This window comes from Bradyrhizobium sp. SZCCHNS3052 (assembly GCF_032484495.1).
GTDB lineage: Bacteria > Pseudomonadota > Alphaproteobacteria > Rhizobiales > Xanthobacteraceae > Bradyrhizobium.
Genome location: NZ_JAUETB010000018.1, coordinates 19,952 through 40,132 on the forward strand (window position 1 = coordinate 19,952; position 20,181 = coordinate 40,132).

The 20,181-nt window shown below is 67.4% G+C and carries 17 protein-coding genes; 13 read left to right on the top strand and 4 right to left on the bottom strand.

Annotation, left to right across the window (positions count from 1 at the left end):
• Positions 1-65: 65 nt before the first annotated feature.
• Positions 66-1,283, bottom strand: coding sequence for an MFS transporter (locus QX073_RS32475; RefSeq protein ID WP_316226976.1), 1,218 nt, complete (start codon positions 1,281-1,283; stop codon positions 66-68).
• A gap of 210 nt (positions 1,284-1,493) precedes the next feature.
• On the opposite strand from QX073_RS32475, the gene QX073_RS32480 reads away from it, so the two are divergent.
• On the top strand, positions 1,494-3,560 hold the full coding sequence (locus tag QX073_RS32480; protein ID WP_316226977.1) for a prolyl oligopeptidase family serine peptidase: 2,067 nt from the start codon (positions 1,494-1,496) through the stop codon (positions 3,558-3,560).
• Between the two features lie 120 nt (positions 3,561-3,680).
• Here QX073_RS32480 and QX073_RS32485 read toward each other — a convergent pair whose 3' ends face one another.
• Complete coding sequence (locus QX073_RS32485; protein WP_316226978.1) at positions 3,681-4,358, bottom strand: DUF938 domain-containing protein; 678 nt, start codon at positions 4,356-4,358, stop codon at positions 3,681-3,683.
• Positions 4,359-4,544: 186 nt separating this feature from the next.
• On the opposite strand from QX073_RS32485, the gene soxX reads away from it, so the two are divergent.
• The 9 genes from soxX (at position 4,545) to QX073_RS32530 (ending at position 13,478) form a co-directional block, all read left to right on the top strand.
• Positions 4,545-4,838, top strand: a complete 294-nt coding sequence (gene soxX / locus QX073_RS32490; protein WP_315717170.1) for a sulfur oxidation c-type cytochrome SoxX — start codon at positions 4,545-4,547, stop codon at positions 4,836-4,838.
• An 18-nt stretch (positions 4,839-4,856) separates the two neighbouring features.
• Entirely contained in the window at positions 4,857-5,351 is a 495-nt protein-coding gene (gene soxY / locus QX073_RS32495) for a thiosulfate oxidation carrier protein SoxY (protein WP_316226979.1), read from the top strand.
• A gap of 15 nt (positions 5,352-5,366) precedes the next feature.
• The gene (soxZ, locus tag QX073_RS32500) at positions 5,367-5,678 is read left to right on the top strand and encodes a thiosulfate oxidation carrier complex protein SoxZ (protein WP_315717084.1); all 312 of its coding nucleotides are present in this window, start codon (positions 5,367-5,369) and stop codon (positions 5,676-5,678) included.
• Entirely contained in the window at positions 5,675-6,523 is an 849-nt protein-coding gene (soxA, locus tag QX073_RS32505) for a sulfur oxidation c-type cytochrome SoxA (RefSeq protein WP_316226980.1), read from the top strand. Before soxZ ends, soxA begins: the two co-directional genes overlap by 4 nt.
• A gap of 23 nt (positions 6,524-6,546) precedes the next feature.
• Positions 6,547-6,849 (top strand): hypothetical protein, encoded by a 303-nt coding sequence (locus tag QX073_RS32510; protein ID WP_315801652.1) that lies wholly within the window; start codon positions 6,547-6,549, stop codon positions 6,847-6,849.
• Positions 6,850-6,984: 135 nt separating this feature from the next.
• Positions 6,985-8,733, top strand: coding sequence for a thiosulfohydrolase SoxB (gene soxB, locus QX073_RS32515; RefSeq protein WP_315827931.1), 1,749 nt, complete (start codon positions 6,985-6,987; stop codon positions 8,731-8,733).
• A gap of 105 nt (positions 8,734-8,838) precedes the next feature.
• Positions 8,839-9,876: an MBL fold metallo-hydrolase gene (locus QX073_RS32520; protein WP_315751165.1), complete on the top strand. Its 1,038-nt coding sequence runs from the start codon at positions 8,839-8,841 to the stop codon at positions 9,874-9,876.
• Between the two features lie 462 nt (positions 9,877-10,338).
• Positions 10,339-11,556 (top strand): MFS transporter, encoded by a 1,218-nt coding sequence (locus tag QX073_RS32525; RefSeq protein ID WP_315751164.1) that lies wholly within the window; start codon positions 10,339-10,341, stop codon positions 11,554-11,556.
• Positions 11,557-11,762: 206 nt separating this feature from the next.
• Positions 11,763-13,478, top strand: coding sequence for an N-acyl-D-amino-acid deacylase family protein (locus QX073_RS32530; protein ID WP_316226981.1), 1,716 nt, complete (start codon positions 11,763-11,765; stop codon positions 13,476-13,478).
• A gap of 4 nt (positions 13,479-13,482) precedes the next feature.
• Here the strand turns inward: QX073_RS32530 and QX073_RS32535 are convergent, their stop codons facing one another.
• A complete protein-coding gene (locus QX073_RS32535) occupies positions 13,483-14,358 on the bottom strand; it encodes a tetratricopeptide repeat protein (RefSeq protein ID WP_316226982.1) in 876 nt (291 codons plus the stop codon).
• 60 nt (positions 14,359-14,418) lie between these two features.
• On the bottom strand, positions 14,419-15,723 hold the full coding sequence (locus tag QX073_RS32540; RefSeq protein WP_315717076.1) for an MFS transporter: 1,305 nt from the start codon (positions 15,721-15,723) through the stop codon (positions 14,419-14,421).
• Between the two features lie 256 nt (positions 15,724-15,979).
• Between QX073_RS32540 and QX073_RS32545 the strand changes: the two genes are divergently transcribed.
• Genes QX073_RS32545 through QX073_RS32555 form a run of 3 tightly spaced genes read left to right on the top strand, consistent with a single transcriptional unit; the run spans position 15,980 to position 20,170 of the window.
• The gene (locus tag QX073_RS32545; RefSeq protein WP_315717075.1) at positions 15,980-16,639 is read left to right on the top strand and encodes an ABC transporter ATP-binding protein; all 660 of its coding nucleotides are present in this window, start codon (positions 15,980-15,982) and stop codon (positions 16,637-16,639) included.
• Positions 16,636-19,098, top strand: coding sequence for an ABC transporter permease (locus QX073_RS32550; RefSeq protein WP_316226983.1), 2,463 nt, complete (start codon positions 16,636-16,638; stop codon positions 19,096-19,098). Before QX073_RS32545 ends, QX073_RS32550 begins: the two co-directional genes overlap by 4 nt.
• Entirely contained in the window at positions 19,088-20,170 is a 1,083-nt protein-coding gene (locus tag QX073_RS32555; RefSeq protein WP_316226984.1) for a lipocalin-like domain-containing protein, read from the top strand. The genes QX073_RS32550 and QX073_RS32555 overlap by 11 nt, the downstream gene beginning before the upstream one ends.
• The last annotated feature ends 11 nt before the right edge of the window (positions 20,171-20,181 follow it).

Sequence of the window (20,181 nt, forward strand, 5' to 3'; positions counted from 1 at the left end):
CCGCAAGGGGGAGGGGAGCGCACCGTGGGTGCGGCGCGACCTCGTTACTACTACGCCCGTTTTAGTCAGCCCGCCGCTGCCTCGCGCCGCTTCGACGACCACACCAGTGCAAGCACGCACAATCCCAGCAGCACCGGCGGGAACACCACGAGGTTCACCGCCGACCAGCCGAAATTGGCGAGCAGTTGGCCCGAGGAGAACGAGCCCAGCGCCATCAGGCCGAAGATCAGGAAATCGTTGAACGCCTGCACCTTGTTGCGCTCGGCGGATGTATGTGTCTCCAGCACCAGCGCGGAGGCGCCGACGAAGCCGAAATTCCAGCCGACGCCGAGCATGATCAGGGTGGCCCAGAAGTGCATCGCGGTCAGGCCCGACAGGCCGATGACGGCCGCGACCGCTTCAAGCCCCAGGCCCACCGCGACGATGGCAGGCGCACCAAAGCGCGCGATCAGCGATCCCGTGAAGAAGCTCGGGCCGTACATCGCGACGATGTGCCATTGCAGGCCGAAATTGGAATCCGACACGGTGAGCCCGCACATCTGCATCGCCAAAGGTGCCGAGGTCATCACCAGGTTCATCACCGGATAGGCGATGGTGCCACACAGGGCAGCTGCGATGAAGCGCGGCTGGCGCACGATCTCGGACAGCGGCCGGCCGCCATGGAGATCGGCAGCTTCAGGCTTCGGCAGATCGACGCCGGCGACGATCCCCATCGCGACCAGCGCGACCGCCGCCTGGACCAGATAGCTGAACGCGAACAGATAGGGTTGCCAGACGTCCATGGTCCATTGCACGAGCTGTGGACCGAGCAGACCGGCGAAGATGCCGCCCGCCATCACCCACGACACCGCCTTGGGCCGGAACGTCGCGCTGGCGCCATCGGCCGCCGCGAAGCGATAGGATTGCGCGACGGCGCCATAGACGCCGCCGAGGAACGTCGCCAGGCAGAACAGTGCGAACGAGCCGCGCAGAATCGCGAGGCAGCCGAGCACGCCGGTGACGGCGCCGCAGCCGGTACCGATCAGGAAGGCCGCCCGGCGGCCATAGCGGCGCGAGATCGCGCCGGTCGGCAAGGTGCCGGCGGCGAGGCCAACGACGTACATCGAGATCGGCACCGTCGCGAGCCCGATGTTCGGGGCAATGGTGACACCGACGATCGCGCCGGTGGCGAAGATCACGGCCGAGTTGGCGCCGGTCAGCGCCTGGGCGGCCGCGAGCCGCGCCACGTTACGGCGAGCGCGGGCATCATCGGAGGTGTCTTCGCTCACGGTCAGATCGATCATCTCAGGTATCCGGAGGCGTGGCGCGCACGCTCCCGCCTTGCTGGTTCAGCCGCACTATTGCGGGAAGCGCGCGCCCGAGGCAACGGGCGCGAACGGAGACAAGCCATGCGGCAGCGAACGCGCCACCGAGCGTGATTCGACACTCCCGATGGGCCCGGCTAATCAAGCTGGCGGTATTCTCGCGTCAACGGCGCCCGCGGAGCTTGAGCCATGTCAATCGACGATCGTCCGACCATCGCGGCGCCCGATGACGATCCGTATCTGTGGCTCGAGGAGATCGACGGCGAGCGCGCACTCGCCTTCGTCGCGGCGCAGAACCAGCGCACGCTCGCCGCGTTCGGCGATGCGGCCTTCGAACGCGACCGCGACACGCTGGCCGCCATCCTGGATCGGCCGGACAACATCCCGTTCGTCAGCCGCCGCGGCGGGCTGCTGTACAATCAATGGAAGGACGCGGCGCATCCGCGCGGCTTGTGGCGGCGCACGACGATCGCGGAGTTCCGCAAGGCGCAACCGCAATGGGAGGACCTGCTCGACATCGACCGACTCGCGGCCGACGAAGGCGAGGACTGGGCGCTGAACGGGGTCTCGAGCCTGCCGCCGGCGCATGAGCGCGCCATCCTGAGCCTGTCGCGGGGCGGCAGCGACGCCGTGGTGCTGCGCGAGTTCGACCTCGCGACGAAGCGCTTCGTGACGGGCGGCTTCACGCTCTCGGAGGCCAAGGGCGGCGCCGCCTGGCTCGATGCCGACACCCTGCTGCTGGCGAGCGCGTTCGGCGCCGGCATGGCGACGCCGTCGGGCTACGCGCGGGCGGTGCGGCGCTGGCGGCGCGGCCAGCCGGTCGAGCAGGCGGAGGTGATCTTCGCCGCCGAAGGCAGCCAGTCGACATGGGTGCATGTCGGTGTCGATCGCAGCGTCGCGCCGGCGCGGGTGTGGTTTGCCGAGGGCATCGACTTCTTCAACCAATATCTATGGCTCGGTGACCGCGGCGGGGCGCGGACCAGGCTCGACCTGCCGACCGACTGCTGGATGTCAGCGCATGGCGACTGGATGGCCATCAAGCTACGCCAGCCCTGGACCGTCGGCGAGGTCACCCATCCCGCAGATGTGGTGCTCGGTCTCCAGCTCTCGGCATTCCTTGCCGGGCGCCGCGATTTCACCCGCGTGTTCGAGCCCGCGCCGCGACGCGCGCTGCAGGGCCTGTCCTGGGCCGGCGACCGGCTGGTGCTGTCGATCCTCGACGAGCTCAGGGCAAGGTTCGAGGTGTGGACGCCGTCACCGGCGGAGTGGAGCTGCGAGCGGCTTCCCGGCCTGCCGGAGATCGCGACGGTGGACGTCTGGCGTCTCGACACCGACGAGGCCGAAAGCAACGGCGACCTGCTCGCCAACATCCAGGATCCGCTGACGCCGCCGTCGCTGCTACTGATCGAGGGCTTGGCCGCGCCGATCGTGCTGAAGCAGGCGCCTCGCACCTTCAGCGCCGAGGGGCACGTCGTCACGCGACACGAGGCGATCTCGGTGGATGGCGAGCGTATTCCCTACACCCAGACCGGGCCGGCCGAGCTCACAGGCGACGCGCCGGTGCACATGAGCGCCTATGGCGGCTTCGGTCACACGCTCCGTCCGGCCTACAATGCGGCGCTGGGCAAGCTGTGGCTCGAGCGTGGCGGCACGCTCGTGGAGGCCAACATCCGCGGCGGCGGCGAGTTCGGCACCGCCTGGCACGACGCCGGCCGCTATGCGGGCAAGCGGCTCGCGCATGATGATTTCGCAGCGGTCGCCGCCGACCTCGTTCGCCGCGGCGTCACGGTGCCGAAGCGCATCGCGGCGCAAGGCGGCTCCAATGGCGGCATCCTGATCACCAACATGCTGGTGCGCTACCCCGAGCGCTTCGGCGCATTGTTCTGCACCATCCCGCTGATCGACATGCGCCGCTACACCAAGCTGCTCGCCGGCGCGAGCTGGATCGCCGAATATGGCGATCCCGACAGCGACCAGGATTGGAGCTGGTTGTCGACCTACTCGGCCTATCACACCGCAACGCCCGGCCAGCCCTATCCGCCGATCCTGATCGCGACCACGCGGCGCGACGACCGCGTCCATCCCGGCCACGCGCGCAAGATGACCGCCAAGCTGCAGGCCATGGGCTACGACGCCTGGTTCTACGAACCCGCCGCCGGCGGCCATGGCTACGGCACCGACAACCGTGAGCGCGCCAGCTTCATCACGCTGGGCACGCGGTTTCTGGCGCGGCATGTCGGGCTGGAGGCGAAGTGAGCGGCCCATCTTCCGTCATTGCGAGGAGCGAAGCGACGAAGCAATCCAGAGTCCCAACGCGGCCCTGGATTGCTTCGCTTCGCTCGCAATGACGGAGATCGGCGAGGCGCCGTCGCAAACCTACGAAGTCCGACCGAACACCAGGATCATGTTGTTGGCGGGCATTTCCATCGTCTCGCGCAAGGCGAGCCCGTGGCGCGCGGCGAGCGCCTCGAGGTCGGTGATGTCGCGCACGCCCCACTCCGGATTGCGCTCGCGCAGCGACGTATCGAACACGGCATTGCTGACCGCCGTGTGCTTGCCGTCGCGCTTGAACGGGCCGTAGAGCACCAGTGCGCCGTCCGCCGACAGCGCCTGCCCGGCGCCGGCGAACAATCCCTCCGCCACCGACCACGGCGCGATGTGAATCACGTTGGCGCAGAAGATCGCGGCGAGCTGCGACGGCCCGCCCGCGGCGCGGAACGCCGCCGGCCAGCCGGGATCTGACAGGTCGATGCGCTGGGCATCACGGATGTTGGACAACCCGGCATGGCTGCGCCACGCCGCAATGCTGGCGAGGTGGTTGGCGTTGAGATCGCTCGGCCACCACGTCAGGTCCGGCCGCTGGGAAGCGAAATGCACGACGTGCTGGCCGGTGCCGCTGCCGGCCTCCAGCACATCGCCGGTCTTGCCCGCCAGCAGCCGTTCCAGCACCGCCCAGATCGCCTGATGGTTGCGGTGGAACGCGGCCGCGTCCAGCCGTCCGTCCGGTTCCACCGGCCGACCGTCCCGGCCGAACTCCACGACATATTCCGCCATGCCCATTCTCCCGGCCGCCCCATGAACGGCCCTCGTTAACCGCGTTGCGGCCACCATAGCTGCATTGTCAGCCGATGGTCTTTATGCTTTGCAGCGCCTATATTGCCGAGATCACCGAGACGTCGGAACTCCACCTTGATCACACCTGTCCTGCGTACCGCCCTGGCGATGGGGCTCTCGCTCGCCATGTCCATGGCCGCTCACGCCCAGTCCGGTGCCGTCGACGGCCAGAAGCTCGCCTTCGACCGCGGCAAGGGCAACTGCCTGACCTGCCACGAGATCAAGGGCGGCGACCTGCCGGGCTCGATCGGCCCGAAGCTGGAGAACCTCAAGGCGAGATACGACCGCGCCGAGCTGATCGCGATTCTCAACGACGAGACCAGGCGCAATCCGCTGACGGTGATGCCGCCGTTCGGCCGCAACCGCATCCTGACCGAGCAGGAAATCAGCGCCATCGTCGACTTCCTGCAGACCCTCTGATTCCGTTTGGAGACCGCCATGACTGCCTCGTTCGGCCCGTTGGCCCACCGCCGCCTGTTACTCAAGGGCGCCGGCCTCGTCGCGCTGATCGGCCTCGGCAACGCCGTGCTGCACGCGACCCCCGTGTTTGCCGCGACCAATGACAACAAATATCCGGAAGACGCCTTCAAGCAGAAGAATGCGGGCGACGCGGTCAAGGCGCTGTACGGCCGCGACCACGAGGCGTCCGACAAGATCAAGCTCGACGCGCCGGAGATCGCCGAGAACGGCGGCGTGGTGCCGATCGCGGTGACGACGTCGCTGCCGAACGTCACCTCGATCGCCTTCATCGTCAGCGAGAATCCGTTCGCGCTGGCGGCGTCGTACCACATCCCCGAGGGCACCGTGCCCGCGGTGGCGAACCGGCTCAAGATGGCCAAGACCTCCAACGTGATCGCGCTCGTCGAATCCGGCGGCAAGCTCTACAGCGCGACCAAGGAGGTCAAGGTCACCGTCGGCGGCTGCGGCGGCTAAGGTCAGGAGATCATCATGGCATCGAGCATCCGCGTCCGCGCCGTCCTGAATGGCGACATCGCCGAGGTCCAGACACTGATCCAGCACCCGATGGATACGGGCCTGGTCAAGGACGCCAAGGGCGAAGTGATCCCGGCGCACTACATCCAGCAGGTCACCTTCGTGCACAAGGACAAGACGGTGTTCCTGGCCGATTGGGGCACCGCGGTGTCGAAGGACCCCTATGTCAAGTTCGCCTTCAAGGGCGCGGCCAAGGGCGACGAGCTCAAGGTGAGCTGGGTCGACAGCAAGGGCGCGACCGACAGCCTGACGGCGACGATCCAATGAGGGCGCCGCGCCTCGCGCTGACCGTGGCGGCCGCGCTCGCTCTCGGCGCCTCCGGCGTCGCGGCCGCGGACAAGCCGAACCCGGCCGCCGACGCCAAGGCGTTCCAGGATTACTTCGTCAAGAAGTTTCCGAAGGTGGCGTTCGACGATTTCGTCAACGGGCCGTATTCGATGAACGCCGACATGCGCAAGCAATGGGAGGAGAAGGAGCAGTTTCCGCCCTACGAGTTCGCGCTCGATGCCGGCAAGGAGATGTTCGCCAAGCCGTTCAAGAACGGCAAGACCTATGCCGACTGCTTCCCGAACGGCGGCATCGGCATCCGCCAGAACTATCCCACTTTCGACGACAAGGAAGGCAAGGTCATCACCCTCGAGCTGGCGCTGAACCGCTGCCGCGAGGCCAATGGCGAGCAGCCCTACTCCTACGTCAAGGACGAGATGGCATCGCTGACCGCCTACATGGCGTACACGTCGCGCGGCAAGCGCTTCGACATCAAGATCCCCGACGACCCGCGTGCGCTCGAGGCCTTCGAAAAGGGCAAGGAGTATTTCTACACCCGCCGCGGCCAGTTGAACTTCTCCTGCGCGAGCTGCCACGTGCAGAGCCCGGGGGAGCGGATCCGCGCCGAGATCCTGGCGCCGGCGCTCGGCATCCTCAACGCGATGCCGATCTACCGCTCGGAATGGAGCGGCATGGGCACGATCAGCCGGCGCTTCGTCACCTGCAACAGCCAGACACGCGCCGTGCCGCTGGAGCCGCAATCGGACGAATACCGCAACCTCGAATATTACCTGTCCTACGTGTCGAACGGCCTGCCAGTTTCAGGACCTGGAGCGCGGCCATGAAAAACGTCACGACAGCAAGCGTCATGAAAAAGATCGTGTTCGCCATGATGGTATCAGCGGTCGGCGCCGGCTCCGCGCGGGCCGCGTCGGAGGCCGACTATCTCGCGGCTGTCGCGGCGGCCGAGAGCGCCAACAAGGAAGCCGGACGTCTGCGCAACCAATGGACCGTGACCCAGGCCGCACTCACCGCTGCGAAGAAGGCAGCGGATTCCGGCAATTTCGATTCTGCGCTGAAGTCGGCGCAGGAGGCCGAGGCGCTCGCCAAGGCCTCGATCGTCCAGGCCACCAGCGAGAAGCAGCGCTGGAAGGACATGGAGATCCGCTAGAGCATGATCCGGAGAAGTGGCAACCGGTTTTCCCTCGCGACGAACGCCGAAGGCGTTTGTGGAGATCATGCTCAAACAAAGGGATGGATCATGATGCGATTCCGTGGAATCGCATCATGATCTAGGACGCGAGCCATGATTCGGCGCCGGGACTTTCTGAAGGCATCAGTTGTCGCCACGCTCGCCGCGCCGGCGTTGCTGCGCAGCGCCCGCGCCGCCGACACCGTCAGCCTTTACGACATCGAGAAGTTCGGCAACGCGCGCATCCTGCACATCACGGACACGCACGCGCAACTTCGCCCGCTGTTGTTCCGCGAGCCCAGCGTCAATCTCGGCATCGGCGAGATGTGGGGACGACCGCCGCATCTGGTCGAGCGCGCCTTCCTCGACCGCTACGGCATCCGGCCCGACAGCGCCGAGGCCTATGCGTTCACCTCGTTCGAGTTCGAGAAGTACGCCGTCCGCTTCGGCCGGATGGGTGGATTCGCGCATCTGAAGACCCTGGTCGACAAGCTGCGCGCCGATGCCGGCGACCATCGCTCGGTGCTGCTCGATGGCGGCGACCTCTGGCAGGGCACCGGGCTCGCCAATGCGATGCGCGGCGCCGACATGGTGAGCGCCGCCAACCTGCTCGGCATCGACGCCATGACCGGGCATTGGGAGTTCACCTATGGCGAGGAGGCGCTGCGCACCAACCTCGCCCGCTTCAAGGGCGAATTCCTGGCGCAGAACGTGTTCCTGACGGAGGAGGCGGCGTTCAACGACGCCAAGGCGTTCGATCCCGGCTCCGGCCGCGTGTTCAAGCCGGCCACCATCAAGGAGATCGGCGGCGCACGCATTGCCGTGATCGGCCAGGCCTTTCCCTACGTGCCGATCGCGCATCCGCGCCGCTTCACGCCGGACTGGACGTTCGGCATCCGCGAGGAGGAACTGCAGAAGCTGGTCGATGGCCTCCGCGGCGCCGACAAGGTCGATGCCGTGATCCTGCTGTCGCACAACGGCATGGATGTCGACCTCAAGCTGGCGAGCCGCGTCACCGGCATCGACGTCATCCTCGGCGGCCATACCCATGACGCGGTTCCGCAGCCGGTCGCGGTCAGCAATTCCAAGGGCGCAACGCTCGTCACCAATGCCGGCTCCAACGGCAAATTCCTCGCCGTGCTCGATCTCGACGTCGGCAAAGGCCGCGTCGCCGATGCGCGCTACCGGCTGCTGCCCGTCTACTCGGAGCTGCTGAAGCCGGACCCGGCGATGCAGGCGCTGATCGATCAGACGCAGCAGCCGCAGGTCGCGGCCTGGAGCGAGAAGCTCGCGACGTCCGACCGGCTGCTTTACCGGCGCGGCAATTTCGAAGGCGCGACCGACGACCTGATCTGCGCGGCGCTGCGCCGCGAGCTCGATGCCGAGATTGCGCTGTCTCCCGGATTCCGCTGGGGTCCGACCTTGCTTGCGAACCAATCCATCCTGCTCGAGGACGTGCTGGCGCAGACCGCCATCACCTATCCCGAGACCTATGTGCAGCGGATGTCCGGCGCAGAGATCAAGGACGTGCTCGAGGACGTCTGCGACAACCTGTTCAACGCCGACCCCTATCTGCAGCAGGGCGGCGACATGGTGCGAACCGGAGGGCTATCCTACCGCTGCGCGCCCGCCGAGCCGATCGGCCGCCGCATCTCCGATCTCACGCTCGACGATGGCCGGCCGCTGGACGCCCGCAAGAGCTACAAGGTCGCCGGCTGGGCCTCGATGAACGCGCAGGACGGCAAGCCGGTGTGGGACGTGGTGGCCAACCACCTGCGCAACGGCCAACTGGTGCTGGTCGGAACGAACAAGGTCACGCTCTCGGGTGTCGACGGCAATCCCGGATTTGCATCGCAGTCGTGACAGCGGATTGCGCGATGCAATCCGACCTACCGAGCGTTCGCCGCATTGGTGACATCGGGCCGGTCGTGCTAATGCCACGATGATCCAGATCGGAAGGAGGCGCTGATGATCTTCCGCCAATTGTTCGACAGCGTCTCCGGCACCTACAGCTACATCCTCGCCAGCCGCAGCGGCGGCGAGGCCGTCATCATCGATCCCGTGCTGGAGAAGGTCGAGCGCTACTGCCAGCTTTTGCGCGAGCTCGATTTGCGCCTGGTGAAGGCCGTCGACACCCACCTGCATGCGGATCACGTCACCGGCCTCGGCGCTTTGCGCGACCGAACCCATTGCGTCACCATCATGGGCGAGCAGACCAAGGCCGACGTGGTGGCGATGCGTGTCAGCGAGGGCGACCGGATCGCCATCGAGGGCATCAGCCTGGAAGTAATGTACACGCCCGGGCACACCGACGATTCCTATAGTTTCTCGCTGGGCGACCGCGTCTTCACCGGCGACACGCTGCTGATCCGAGGGACCGGCCGCACCGATTTCCAGAACGGCGATGCGCGGCAGCAGTACGACTCCATCTTCAACAAGCTGCTGCGGCTGCCCGACGACACGCTGGTCTATCCCGCACACGACTACAAGGGCGACACCGTCTCCACGATCGGCGAGGAGCGCCGCTACAATCCGCGCCTGCAGGTCAAGTCGGTCGACGACTACGTCGCGCTGATGGCGAATCTGAAGTTGCCGAACCCGAAGATGATGGATGTCGCGGTGCCCGCCAACATGCGCGTCGGGCTGCATCAGGAGGAGTTGGCGAAGCGGGGCCTGTCGCTGTCGGCACGCGAGGCGATCGAGTGCCTGGGACGCCCCGACGTGCTGCTGGTCGATTTGCGCGAAGCCGCGGAGCGCGCCAAGCACGGCACGCTGTCCGGCGCACTGCACGCGCCCTATCCTGCGATCGAGGACAATCTCAAGCCGGGCGGCATGCTGCGCGAGGTCGCCGCCGCCACCGGCCGCCGCATTGTGTTCTTCTGCGCCTATGGCGAGCGCTCGGCGATGGCGGTGCAGACGGCACAGGCGGCGGGGCTGGCGAATACGGCGCATATTGAAGGCGGGTTGGACGCGTGGAAAAAGGCCGGCGGGCCGGTGGTGCCGTAGGAGGTCACGCTCTCCCACCTTTCGGCAGCCCTTGGCGGCGCCCTCACACTCCGCTGTCGTCCCGGGCAAGCCCGCGGACGCGAAGCGTCGGTGGACGCCGACCCGGGACCGATACCGCGTGATCTGTCTTGAGGCAGGCTGCACGTTGAACCTGCATCGCAACAAACATCCGCCGGTGGTTATGGATCCCCGTGTGCGGGGATGACACCGAGGTTGACGATGCGGAGTGGCTCCCTCAGCGCGGATGCATGCAAAGCCGACACCCTGCCGTGTTTCCTCTACCCCAGCCCGCAAACGCCGGCCGCGGCGCGCAGGTGCCATGCGCGGGCGTTCATGGACAATGAACCGCATTCCGATAGTGTGGCGTTGTGTCGCGCGCGCCCCTGATTTCGGGAGCATCGGCGGTTTGCCGGCAACGCGCCCTCCTTTCCATCGCTGACGCCGGGGGCCAACGGATCGACCATGGCTGACGTTCTCGCCGCACCGCAACATGCTCCGGTCCGGACCGCCTCGCCGCTGCGCACATTGGCGCTGATCTCGCTGGCGCACTGGGTCAGCCATCTGCACATGCTGGTGCTGCCGATGCTGTTTCCCTACCTGAAGGAGAAGCTCGGCGTCGGCTACATCGAGCTCGGCTTTCCGCTCACCGTGTTCGCGGTCGTCTCGGCCCTGACCCAGGCGCCCGTCGGCTATCTGGTCGACCGCGCCGGCGCCCGCCGCATCCTGCTGATCGGCCTGACGCTCGGTGGCCTGTCGCTGGCGATGCTCGGCGTCTACCTGAGCTATGCCAGCCTTGTCGTCTCGGCGGTGCTGCTCGGCCTCGCCAACGCGGTCTACCATCCTTCCGACTACGCGCTGCTGGCCGCACACATGGAAGAGAAGCGCATGGGCCGCGCGTTCGGTGTGCATACCTTCGCCGGCTATCTCGGCGGCGCCGTCGCGCCCGCCGTGATGGCGGCGCTGGTCACCACCGTCGGCGGCTCCGGCGCGCTGATCGCAGCCGGCCTGGTCGGACCGCTCGCCGCGCTGCTGCTGCTCGTCGGCAACGTGCCCGAGGTGCCGCCGCATCCGCATCACACCAGCGCCGACGGCAGCAAGGTCAAACAGCCCAGCCTGCTGACGCCGATGCTGATGCTGCTGACCGTGTTCTTCATGCTGCTCAGCCTGTCCAACGCCGGCATCGCCAGCTTCGGCGTTGTCGCGCTCATGAACGGCTACGGCATCTCGTTCTCGACCGCCAACATCGCACTGACCGCGTTCCTCGGCGCCAGCGCCGTCGGCGTGCTCGCCGGCGGCCAGCTCGCCGACCGCATCCGCCATCACAACCTGGTCGCGGCCGTCGCCTATGCGATCAACGCCGTGCTGGTGCTGATGATCACTTTCATCAACCTGCCGACCGTGCTGCTCACGGCGATCATGCTGGTTGCGGGCTTCATGAGCGGCGTGATCGCGCCGTCGCGCGACATGCTGGTGCGCAATGCCGCCCCGCCGGGTGCCGCCGGCCGCGCCTTCGGCATCGTGTCGACCGGCTTCAACTTCGCCGGCGTGGTCAGCCCGCTGCTGTTCGGCTGGATCATGGACATGAACGCGCCGCGCTGGGTGTTCGGCGCCTCCGTCGTGTTCATGCTGCTGACGATCGTGCTCGCGTTCTTCACCGAGCCGAAAAAGGCCAAGGCGTAGCAGTCTTCGTAGGGTGGGCAACGTGAAGCATGCCCACCGTCCGCCAGAAATCACCGCTGAGAATGGTGGGCGCGCGCCGCCTTGCCCACCCTACGGCGCTCGCGTCACCTGCGCCGGCGCAACGCTGCTGCCTGATCCCCGCGTGTTGACATCATCGCCTTCCCGCCGATGATGCGGCCAACAACAACACCCGGGGAAGACACGCCATGACGCAGCCAGATCTCGTGATCCGCGGCGGAACCGTTGCCGATGGCTCGGGCGGCGAACTCTACGAAGCTGATGTGGCGATTGCGGACGGCCGTATCGTCGCCGTCGGCAAGGTCAATGCGACCGGCCGGGAGGAGATCGACGCGCGCGGCAAACTCGTGACACCAGGCTTCGTCGACGTTCACACCCATTACGACGGCCAGGTGACCTGGAGCCAAGACATCTCGCCGTCGTCGCAGAACGGCGTCACCACCGCGATCATGGGCAATTGCGGCGTCGGCTTCGCGCCGTGCCGGCCGGCCGATCATCAGCGCCTGATCCAGTTGATGGAGGGCGTCGAGGACATCCCCGAACCGGTGCTCGAAGCCGGCATTCCCTGGGAATGGGAGAGCTTTCCGGATTACATGGAGTGGCTCGGCAAGCGTGAATTCGATCTCGACATCGGCGCGCAGCTGCCGCATGCGGCGCTGCGCGTCTATGTCATGGGCGAGCGCGGCGCGCGCCGCGATCCGGCCACCGCCGACGACAACCGCGCCATGGCGGCGCTGGCACGCGATGCGGTCAACGCCGGCGCGCTCGGCTTCTCGACCTCGCGCACGCTCAACCATCGGACATCGACCGGTGACTACACGCCGACGCTCAAGGCGGGCGAGGACGAGTTGACGACGATCGCGCAGGCCATGCACGGCGCCGGCCGCAGCGTGCTGCAATTCGTGCTCGACATCTCCACCATCCACGAAGACCTGCCGATGATGCTGCGCATCGCCGACACGACGAAATGCCCGATCTCGTTCTCGGTGACGCAGAACGACCGCGCGCCGCAACGCTGGCGGCAGACGCTGGCCGAAATCAACGCCGCCGCCGCGCGTGGCCTGTCGGTGACGGCGCAGATCGCGGCGCGCCCGGTTGGACTGCTGCTTGGGCTGGAGTTGTCGCGCAACCCGCTGCAGACGCATCCGAGCTACCAGGCGATCGCGCATCTGCCGCTGGATGAGCGCGTCGCGCGGATGCGCGATCCGGAGCTGCGCGCGGCCATCCTGGGCGAGCAGGCCAGCGCGACCGACGACCCGCTGTTCTTCAAGCCGAACTACGACAAGATGTATCTGCTCGGCGATCCGCCGGACTATGAGCAGCCGCCGGAGCGGTCACTCGGCGCCCAGGCCCGCGCGCGCGGCTGTCGTCCCGAGGAACTGGCCTATGACGCGATGCTCACGGACGGCGGGCGCGGCATGCTCTACGTGCCGTTCCTCAACTATTCCGACGGCAATCTCGATGCCACCTACGAGATGCTACGCGACCCGCGCAGCGTGCCCGGCCTCAGCGACGGCGGCGCGCATTGCGGCATCATCTGCGATGCCAGCTTCCCGACCTATCTGCTGACGCACTGGACCCGCGACCGCAAGCGTGGCGACAGACTGTCGATTCCCTTCGTCGTCGCCGCGCAGTCGCGCAAGACCGCGCTCTCCGTCGGCCTCGACGATCGCGGCCTGATCGCACCGGGCTACAAGGCGGACGTCAACGTGATCGACTACGGACGGCTGCACCTGCATCCGCCCAAGGTACATTACGACCTGCCGGTCGGAGGGCGCAGGCTGATGCAGGAGGTCGACGGCTATGAGGCGACGATCGTGTCGGGCGTGGTGACGCGCCGCCACGGCGAGGCCACCGGCGCACGCCCGGGACGGCTGGTCAGGGGGGCGCGCCAGCTGCGCTGAGACGTCAACTGGCCGCGGCGACTGTCTCGGCAAGCCTTGCAAGCTCGGCTTGCGCGGCGGGATGCTCGTTGAACCAGGGTGGCAACGAGCGCAGCGCGATCTCGAGTGCCCTGCCGGCCTCGTCTTTGCGGCCGTGCAGGAGATGCCACTCACCGATGTAGAAATAGGCTTCAGCCTGTTCTGGAGCCGTTGCCGCCGCGTTCAACAGCTGCTGCGCCGTCGAACGCTCCATGAGAAGATCGAACACGGGCCAGGGCCACTGCCCCGCCGCCCAGTACGCCGCGAAAGAAGCGAGATCTGGCCTGGCGCGCCCCGGCAACCGAGCCAGCGACAGGTAACGAAACAGGGCCGCATAGGGCTCGAACTGGAGCGCGAGCGATCGTTCCATGTCAGCTGCCGCGGCTTCGAACCTGCCGCAGCAGAACTGAATATAGCCACGTCCCCGATGCATGACCGGGTCTTTGGGCGCGAGGCCGACTGCTGTCGTGCTCTGGGCGATCGCGCGATCCAGATCGCCCTTCACATGATGAAGGTACGCGAGCTCGCCATGAGCCGCCGCGAGCCTGGGCTCGAGCGCGAGAGCACGCGTCTGATCGTCAATGGCGCCGTCGAAGTCGCCGAGGAATTTGCGTGACACGCCGCGGGCGCCGTAGGTCTGCGCGTTGGGCTTGAGCTTGAGCGCGAGACCAAAATCCTCGATCGAGCTGGCGTAGCTGCCCATGCCCTGGAGCGCCACGCCGCGATTGTGGTAAGCGTAATGGTTGCGCGGGTTGAGCTGGACCACCTTGCTGAAGTGGAAGATGGCGCCCGAGAAGTCCTCGATCGTCAGGCATCGCACGCCGCGCCAGTACTGCAGCATATGAGAGAACAGGCGCATCATGCGGGACCTCACGCGGGTGAATGCGAGGCCGCCTCCTGATGACCCCGGGCGGGGGTTGTATCACGCAAATTCCGGCGCCACACCCTGCTGCGCCTGCAGGCGGGCACGCTCGCTGTTGGGCCAGAGCAGCGCCAGACCCAGCAGGCCGGAGATCACCATGATGACAGCATTGATGGTGAAGCCGGACATGTAGCCTTCAAGCAGGCTGCCAGAGGCCTGGATCATCTTGCCCATCACGAGGGGCGCAACGATGCCGGCGAGCGTATAGAGCGCGCCGTAGATCGCCATGGCGGCGCCGCGCTGCGTGACCGGGGTGAACTCGCCGATCATCGGCGGGCAGACGACGTAGATCGAGCCGCACAATCCTGATCCGACCACGAGCAGTGCGATCTTTGCCGAAGCGGCGTCGACATGCGGCATCATCGCCATCAGCCCGCCGCCGATCACGAGCGGCGTCGCGCCGACCACGCCACGGGCCATGCGCGTGGAGACGCCACGCGCCATCAGCGTCTGCGACACAAAGCCCGTGGTCAGCACCACGCACGCGCCGAAGATCCAGGGCAGGATCGAGATGAAGCCGGCCTGCTGCTGCGAGAAGCCGAGGCCTTTCACCAGGAACGGCGTGAACCAGGTCAGCCCGAGCGACAGCGCCCAATAGGCGCCGAAGGTCGCGGCGACGCAGCCGACGAAGGTCCGCGACGTCAGCAGTTGCAGATAGGGAACGCGCCGCTCGCGCAAGCCGGCGAGCTCGACCTCCGCCAGCGGCCCTTCCTTGCCCAGCCACAGCCACGCCACGCTCCACATCAGCCCGACCACGCCGAGTGCGCCGAAGGCATAGTGCCAGCCGTGATTCACGATGATCCAGTTCAGCGCGGGCACGGCGAGGATGACGCCGAAGGCGGATCCCTGTGACAGGATCGCGGTCGGCATCGCCCGCTTCTCATCGGGGAACCATTTGTAGACCGCGTGAACGGCGACGGACGCCGCGGGACCTTCGCCGGCGCCGAGAATGATGCGGCAGATCAGCAGCGTGGTGAAGCCGACGGTGCCCACCATCGGGAATTGCGCGAGCGCCCAGATCAGCGCCAGCACCAGCAGCACCCAGCGCGTCGGCACCTTGTTGACGACGAAGCCGACGACGATCGCCGAGATCGAGAACAGGAAGAAGAAGGATGATCCAAGCAGGCCGAACTGCTCGGCGTTCAGATTGAGCTCGGTCATGATCGGCACGCCGGCGAGCCCGACCACGATCTTGTCGGCGAAGTTCACCAGCATGAACAGGAACAGCAGGAAGGTGATCTTCCAGGCGCCTTTCGGCGTCGCGCTTGCGCGGGATGTGCCCTTCAGCGTCGTTGGCGCGGCCATGGTCCTTCCCCATTCTGTCATGATCCGCCCCTGTCGTCCGGGCGTTTTGACGATGCTACCCACGAAGCGGCTTCGCAGGCAACCGGCTGGCGCGCTAAGTTATTGCTGCAACGCGGGAATCCGCCCTCTTGGGCTGCATCGCGATACCCTCGCAACCTGATTGCGCGCGGCCGGCATCACATCAGGGGCGTCATGAAGAACGAGCGCGTGATGTTCGCGCTGGCCCTTGTTATGTTGTGACGCAACAACCCCGATCATGCTCGTGCTCAGCGTCCGTCATCTCACCAAGTCCTATCGATCCGGCGGCGAGCCGATCCACGTCCTGCGTGGCGTCGACCTCGACGTCTCCTCCGGCGAGCGCGTCGCGCTGACCGGTGAATCCGGCTCCGGCAAGAGCACGCTGCTGCATCTCATCGCCGGGCTCGATGCCGCCGACGGCGGCGACATCCTGCTCGACGGCGTTTCGGTCGGGGCGCTCGACGATTCGGCACGCGCGGCGGTCCGGCGCGAGCGGCTCGGCCTCGTGTTCCAGCAGTTCAATCTGGTGCCGAGCCTGTCGGTTCAGGACAATCTCAGTTTCCAGGCGCGGCTGGCCGGTCGGCATGATCCGGCGTGGCACACCGAGCTCGTCGAGCGGCTCGGGCTGAAGTCGCTGCTCAAGCGCTATCCGGAGCAACTGTCGGGCGGACAGCAGCAGCGCGTCGCGATCGGCCGCGCGCTGGCGGTCAAGCCGGCCCTGCTGCTCGCGGACGAGCCGACCGGCAATCTCGACGAGGACACCGCCGACGAGGTGATGGCGCTGACGCGCGACCTCGTCGCGCGCACCGGCTGCGGCTTCCTGATGGTGACGCACAGCGCGCGGCTCGCGGCGATGCTCGACCGCCGCGTCCACCTGCATGGCGGGCGCATCGCATGAGGCGCGCGCTGTGGATTCTCGCCGTGCTGCTCAGCCACTGGCGCCGGCATCCGATGCAGCTCGCGACCTTGCTGATCGGGCTGATCTCGGCGACCGCGCTGTGGAGCGGCGTGCAGGCGCTGAACCAGCAGGCGCGCAGCTCCTATGATCGCGCCGCGGCGATCTTCGGCGGCGCGCGCACGCCGATGCTGGTCGCGACCGACGGCAAGATGCTGCCGCAGAGCGTGTTCGCGGAATTGCGCCGCGCCGGCTGGCCGGTGTCGCCGGTGCTCGAAGGCCGCGTGCAGATCGACGGCCACTCGGTGCGGCTGCTCGGCATCGAGCCGTTCAGCATCCCCCGGGAGGTCGGCAATGCGCCGATGGTCGGGCGCAGCGAGCTCGAGGCCTTTCTCACACCGCCACATCGCACGCTGATCTCGCCGGAGACGCTGGCCGATCTCGGACTGAAAGACGGCACGGCGCCGCGGCTCAGCAACGACGCCCTGCTGCCACCCTTGATGGCGCAGCAGCAGCTCGCGCCCGGCGTGCTCGTGGTCGATATCAGCGACGCGCAGCGGCTTCTCGACAGGCCCGGCCAGATTTCGCGGCTGCTGGTCGGCAAGACGTCGGTCCAACGACCGCCGTTGCAGTCGTTCGCGGGCGGCCGGCTACAGCTCGTGCAGCCGGAGGCCGAGACCGACCTGGAGCGACTGACCGACAGCTTCCACCTCAACCTCACCGCCTTCGGCCTGCTGTCCTTCGTCGTCGGCCTGTTCATCGTCAATTCCGCCATCGGCCTCGCCTTCGAGCAGCGCCTGCCGGTGCTGCGCACCTTGCGCGCCTGCGGCGTGTCGGCGCGCCAGCTCAACGGCGTGCTGATCGGCGAGCTCATCGCCTTTGCCTTGGTGGCGGGGCTCGTCGGGCTGGTGTGCGGCTACGTCATCGCCGCCGCGCTGCTGCCGAACGTGGCGGCATCGCTGCGCGGGCTGTATGGCGCGCAGGTGCCGGGCGAGCTCAGCCTGCAGCCGGAATGGTGGTTTGCGGGCCTCGTCATCAGCATCGCCGGCGCGCTCGCAGCCGCGACGACCAGCCTGATCAAATCGATGCGGCTGCCGATCCTCTCCACCGCGCAGCCCTATGCGTGGCAGGAGGCGCAGCGGCGCTGGCTGCGCTTGCAGAGCGCGGTCGCGCTCGCCTTCTTCGTCGCCGCCGGCCTGCTGCTGTGGCTCGGGCAGTCGCTGCTGGCTGGCTTCGGCGTGCTCGCGGCGATGATGCTCGGCGCGGCGCTGCTGCTGCCCGCGATCCTGGAGCTGGTGCTGCGGCTCGGCGAGCGCGGCGCGCGCGCGGCGCTGGCGCAATGGTTCTGGGCCGACAGCCGCCAGCAGATCTCGGGCCTGTCGCTGGCGCTGATGGCGCTGCTGCTCGCGCTCGCCGTCAATGTCGGCGTCGCCACGATGGTCGAGACCTTCAGCCGCACCTTCCTGGTCTGGCTCGATGGCCGGCTCGCCGCCGACGTCTACGTCAGCGCCGCGGATGAAGCGCAGGCGCGCGACATCCAGACCTGGCTGCGCGCGCGGCCCGATGTCCAGGCCGTGCTGCCGGGCGGACGCGCCGAAACGCAGTTGGCGGGCGCGCCGATCGACATTCTCGGCCTGCCCGATCACGACACCTATCGCGACCATTGGCCGCTGCTGCAGGCCGGCGACAGCGCCTGGAAGCAGCTGGTGCGCGGCGACGCCGGCTTCGTCAGCGAGCAGTTGGCGCGCCGGCTCCATCTGTCTGTCGGTGACAGCATCGACCTCCCCGCATCCGGCGGCGACTGGCGCATCACGATCGCCGGCATCTATGCCGACTACGGCAATCCCAAGGGCCAGGTCACGGTCAACGTCGCCGCGCTGACGCGCCGCTTCCCGGCGACGCCCATCACGCGCATGGCCGTGCGCGTAGCGCCGGCCGACGTGCCGGGACTGATCAGCGCGCTGACCGACAAATTCGGCCTGGACGGCCGCAACGTCATCGACCAGGCCACCGTGAAGCAGGAGTCGAAGCAGATCTTCAACCGCACTTTCGCGGTCACCGGCGCGCTCAACACCTTCACGCTGGGCGTCGCCGCGATCGCGCTGCTGACCAGCCTGCTGACCTTGGCGAACTCGCGGCTGCCGCAGCTCGCACCCTTATGGGCCATCGGGCTGACGCGACGGCGGCTCGCCGAAGTCGAGCTGTTGAAGACGCTGTCGCTCGCCGGCCTGACCGCGCTGCTCGCGCTGCCGCTCGGGCTCGTCGTGGCGTGGTGCCTGATCGCGGTCGTCAATGTCAAAGCGTTCGGCTGGCGGCTGCCGTTCGACGTGTTCCCGCTGCAGCTCATCCGGCTGCTGGTCGTCACGCTGGTCGCGGCGGTGATCGCCTCGCTGCTGCCGGTGCTGCGGCTGGCCCGGATGCAGCCGGCCGATCTGGTCAGGACCTTCACCATTGAGCGCTAGAACGACGATCACGCGGCGCGGCCTGATCGGCGGGCTCGGCCTGCTGGCCCTGCCGCGCCTCGCACATGCACAGGGCTTTGCGGGCCTGAGCGACAGCGCCGACGGCTTTGCACCGGTGACGCCCGGACGAGCGTTCGGCTTCCCTGCGGATCACGGGCCGCACGACGATTTCCGCATCGAGTGGTGGTACGTCACCGCAAACCTCAGCGATAGCAGCGGCAAGGCCTATGGCCTGCAATGGACGCTGTTCCGCTCGGCGGCGCGGCCCGGACCGCAAGCCGAGGGGTTCGACAATCAGCAGCTCTGGATGGCGCATGCCGCGGTGACGCGCGCGGACATCCATCGCTCCACCGAGAAATTCGCGCGCGGCGGCGTCGGCCAGGCCGGCGTCGAGGCCAAGCCGTTCCAGGCCTGGATCGACGACTGGCAGCTGAGCGGCACCGCCGCGACCGACGATCGATCGCTGGCGCCGCTCGACATGACCGCCGCCGGGCCGGACTTCTCCTACGCGCTGCATCTGGAGGCGGACCGTCCGGCGGTGCTGCAGGGCATCGGCGGCTACAGCCGCAAATCCGAGCGCGGCCAGGCGTCTTACTATTACAGCCAGCCGTTCTACCGCGCCCGCGGCCAGATCAATTTCGACGACACGCCGGTCGAGGTGACAGGCGTGGCCTGGCTCGACCGCGAATGGAGCAGCCAGCCGCTAGCCGCCGACCAGAGCGGCTGGGACTGGTTCGCGCTGCATTTTTCCGGCGGCGAGAAGCTGATGCTGTACCGGATGCGGCAGGGCAATGGCGACTACACGTCCGGCACCTGGATCACGGCCGACGGCGTCTCGCGCGCGCTCGGCCCCGGGGGCATCGTGATGACGCCAAAGGATATCGTTGCGATCGGTGAGCGCAGGCTGCCGGTCGGCTGGCGCGTCGAGATATCAGCGCTCGGCATCGCCATCGACTCGACGCCGCTCAACCCCAGGGCCTGGATGGGCACCCGCGTGCCATATTGGGAGGGACCGATCAGCTTCAAGGGCAGCCACACCGGGGTGGGCTATCTCGAGCTGACGGGATATTAACAAGCCGTCAT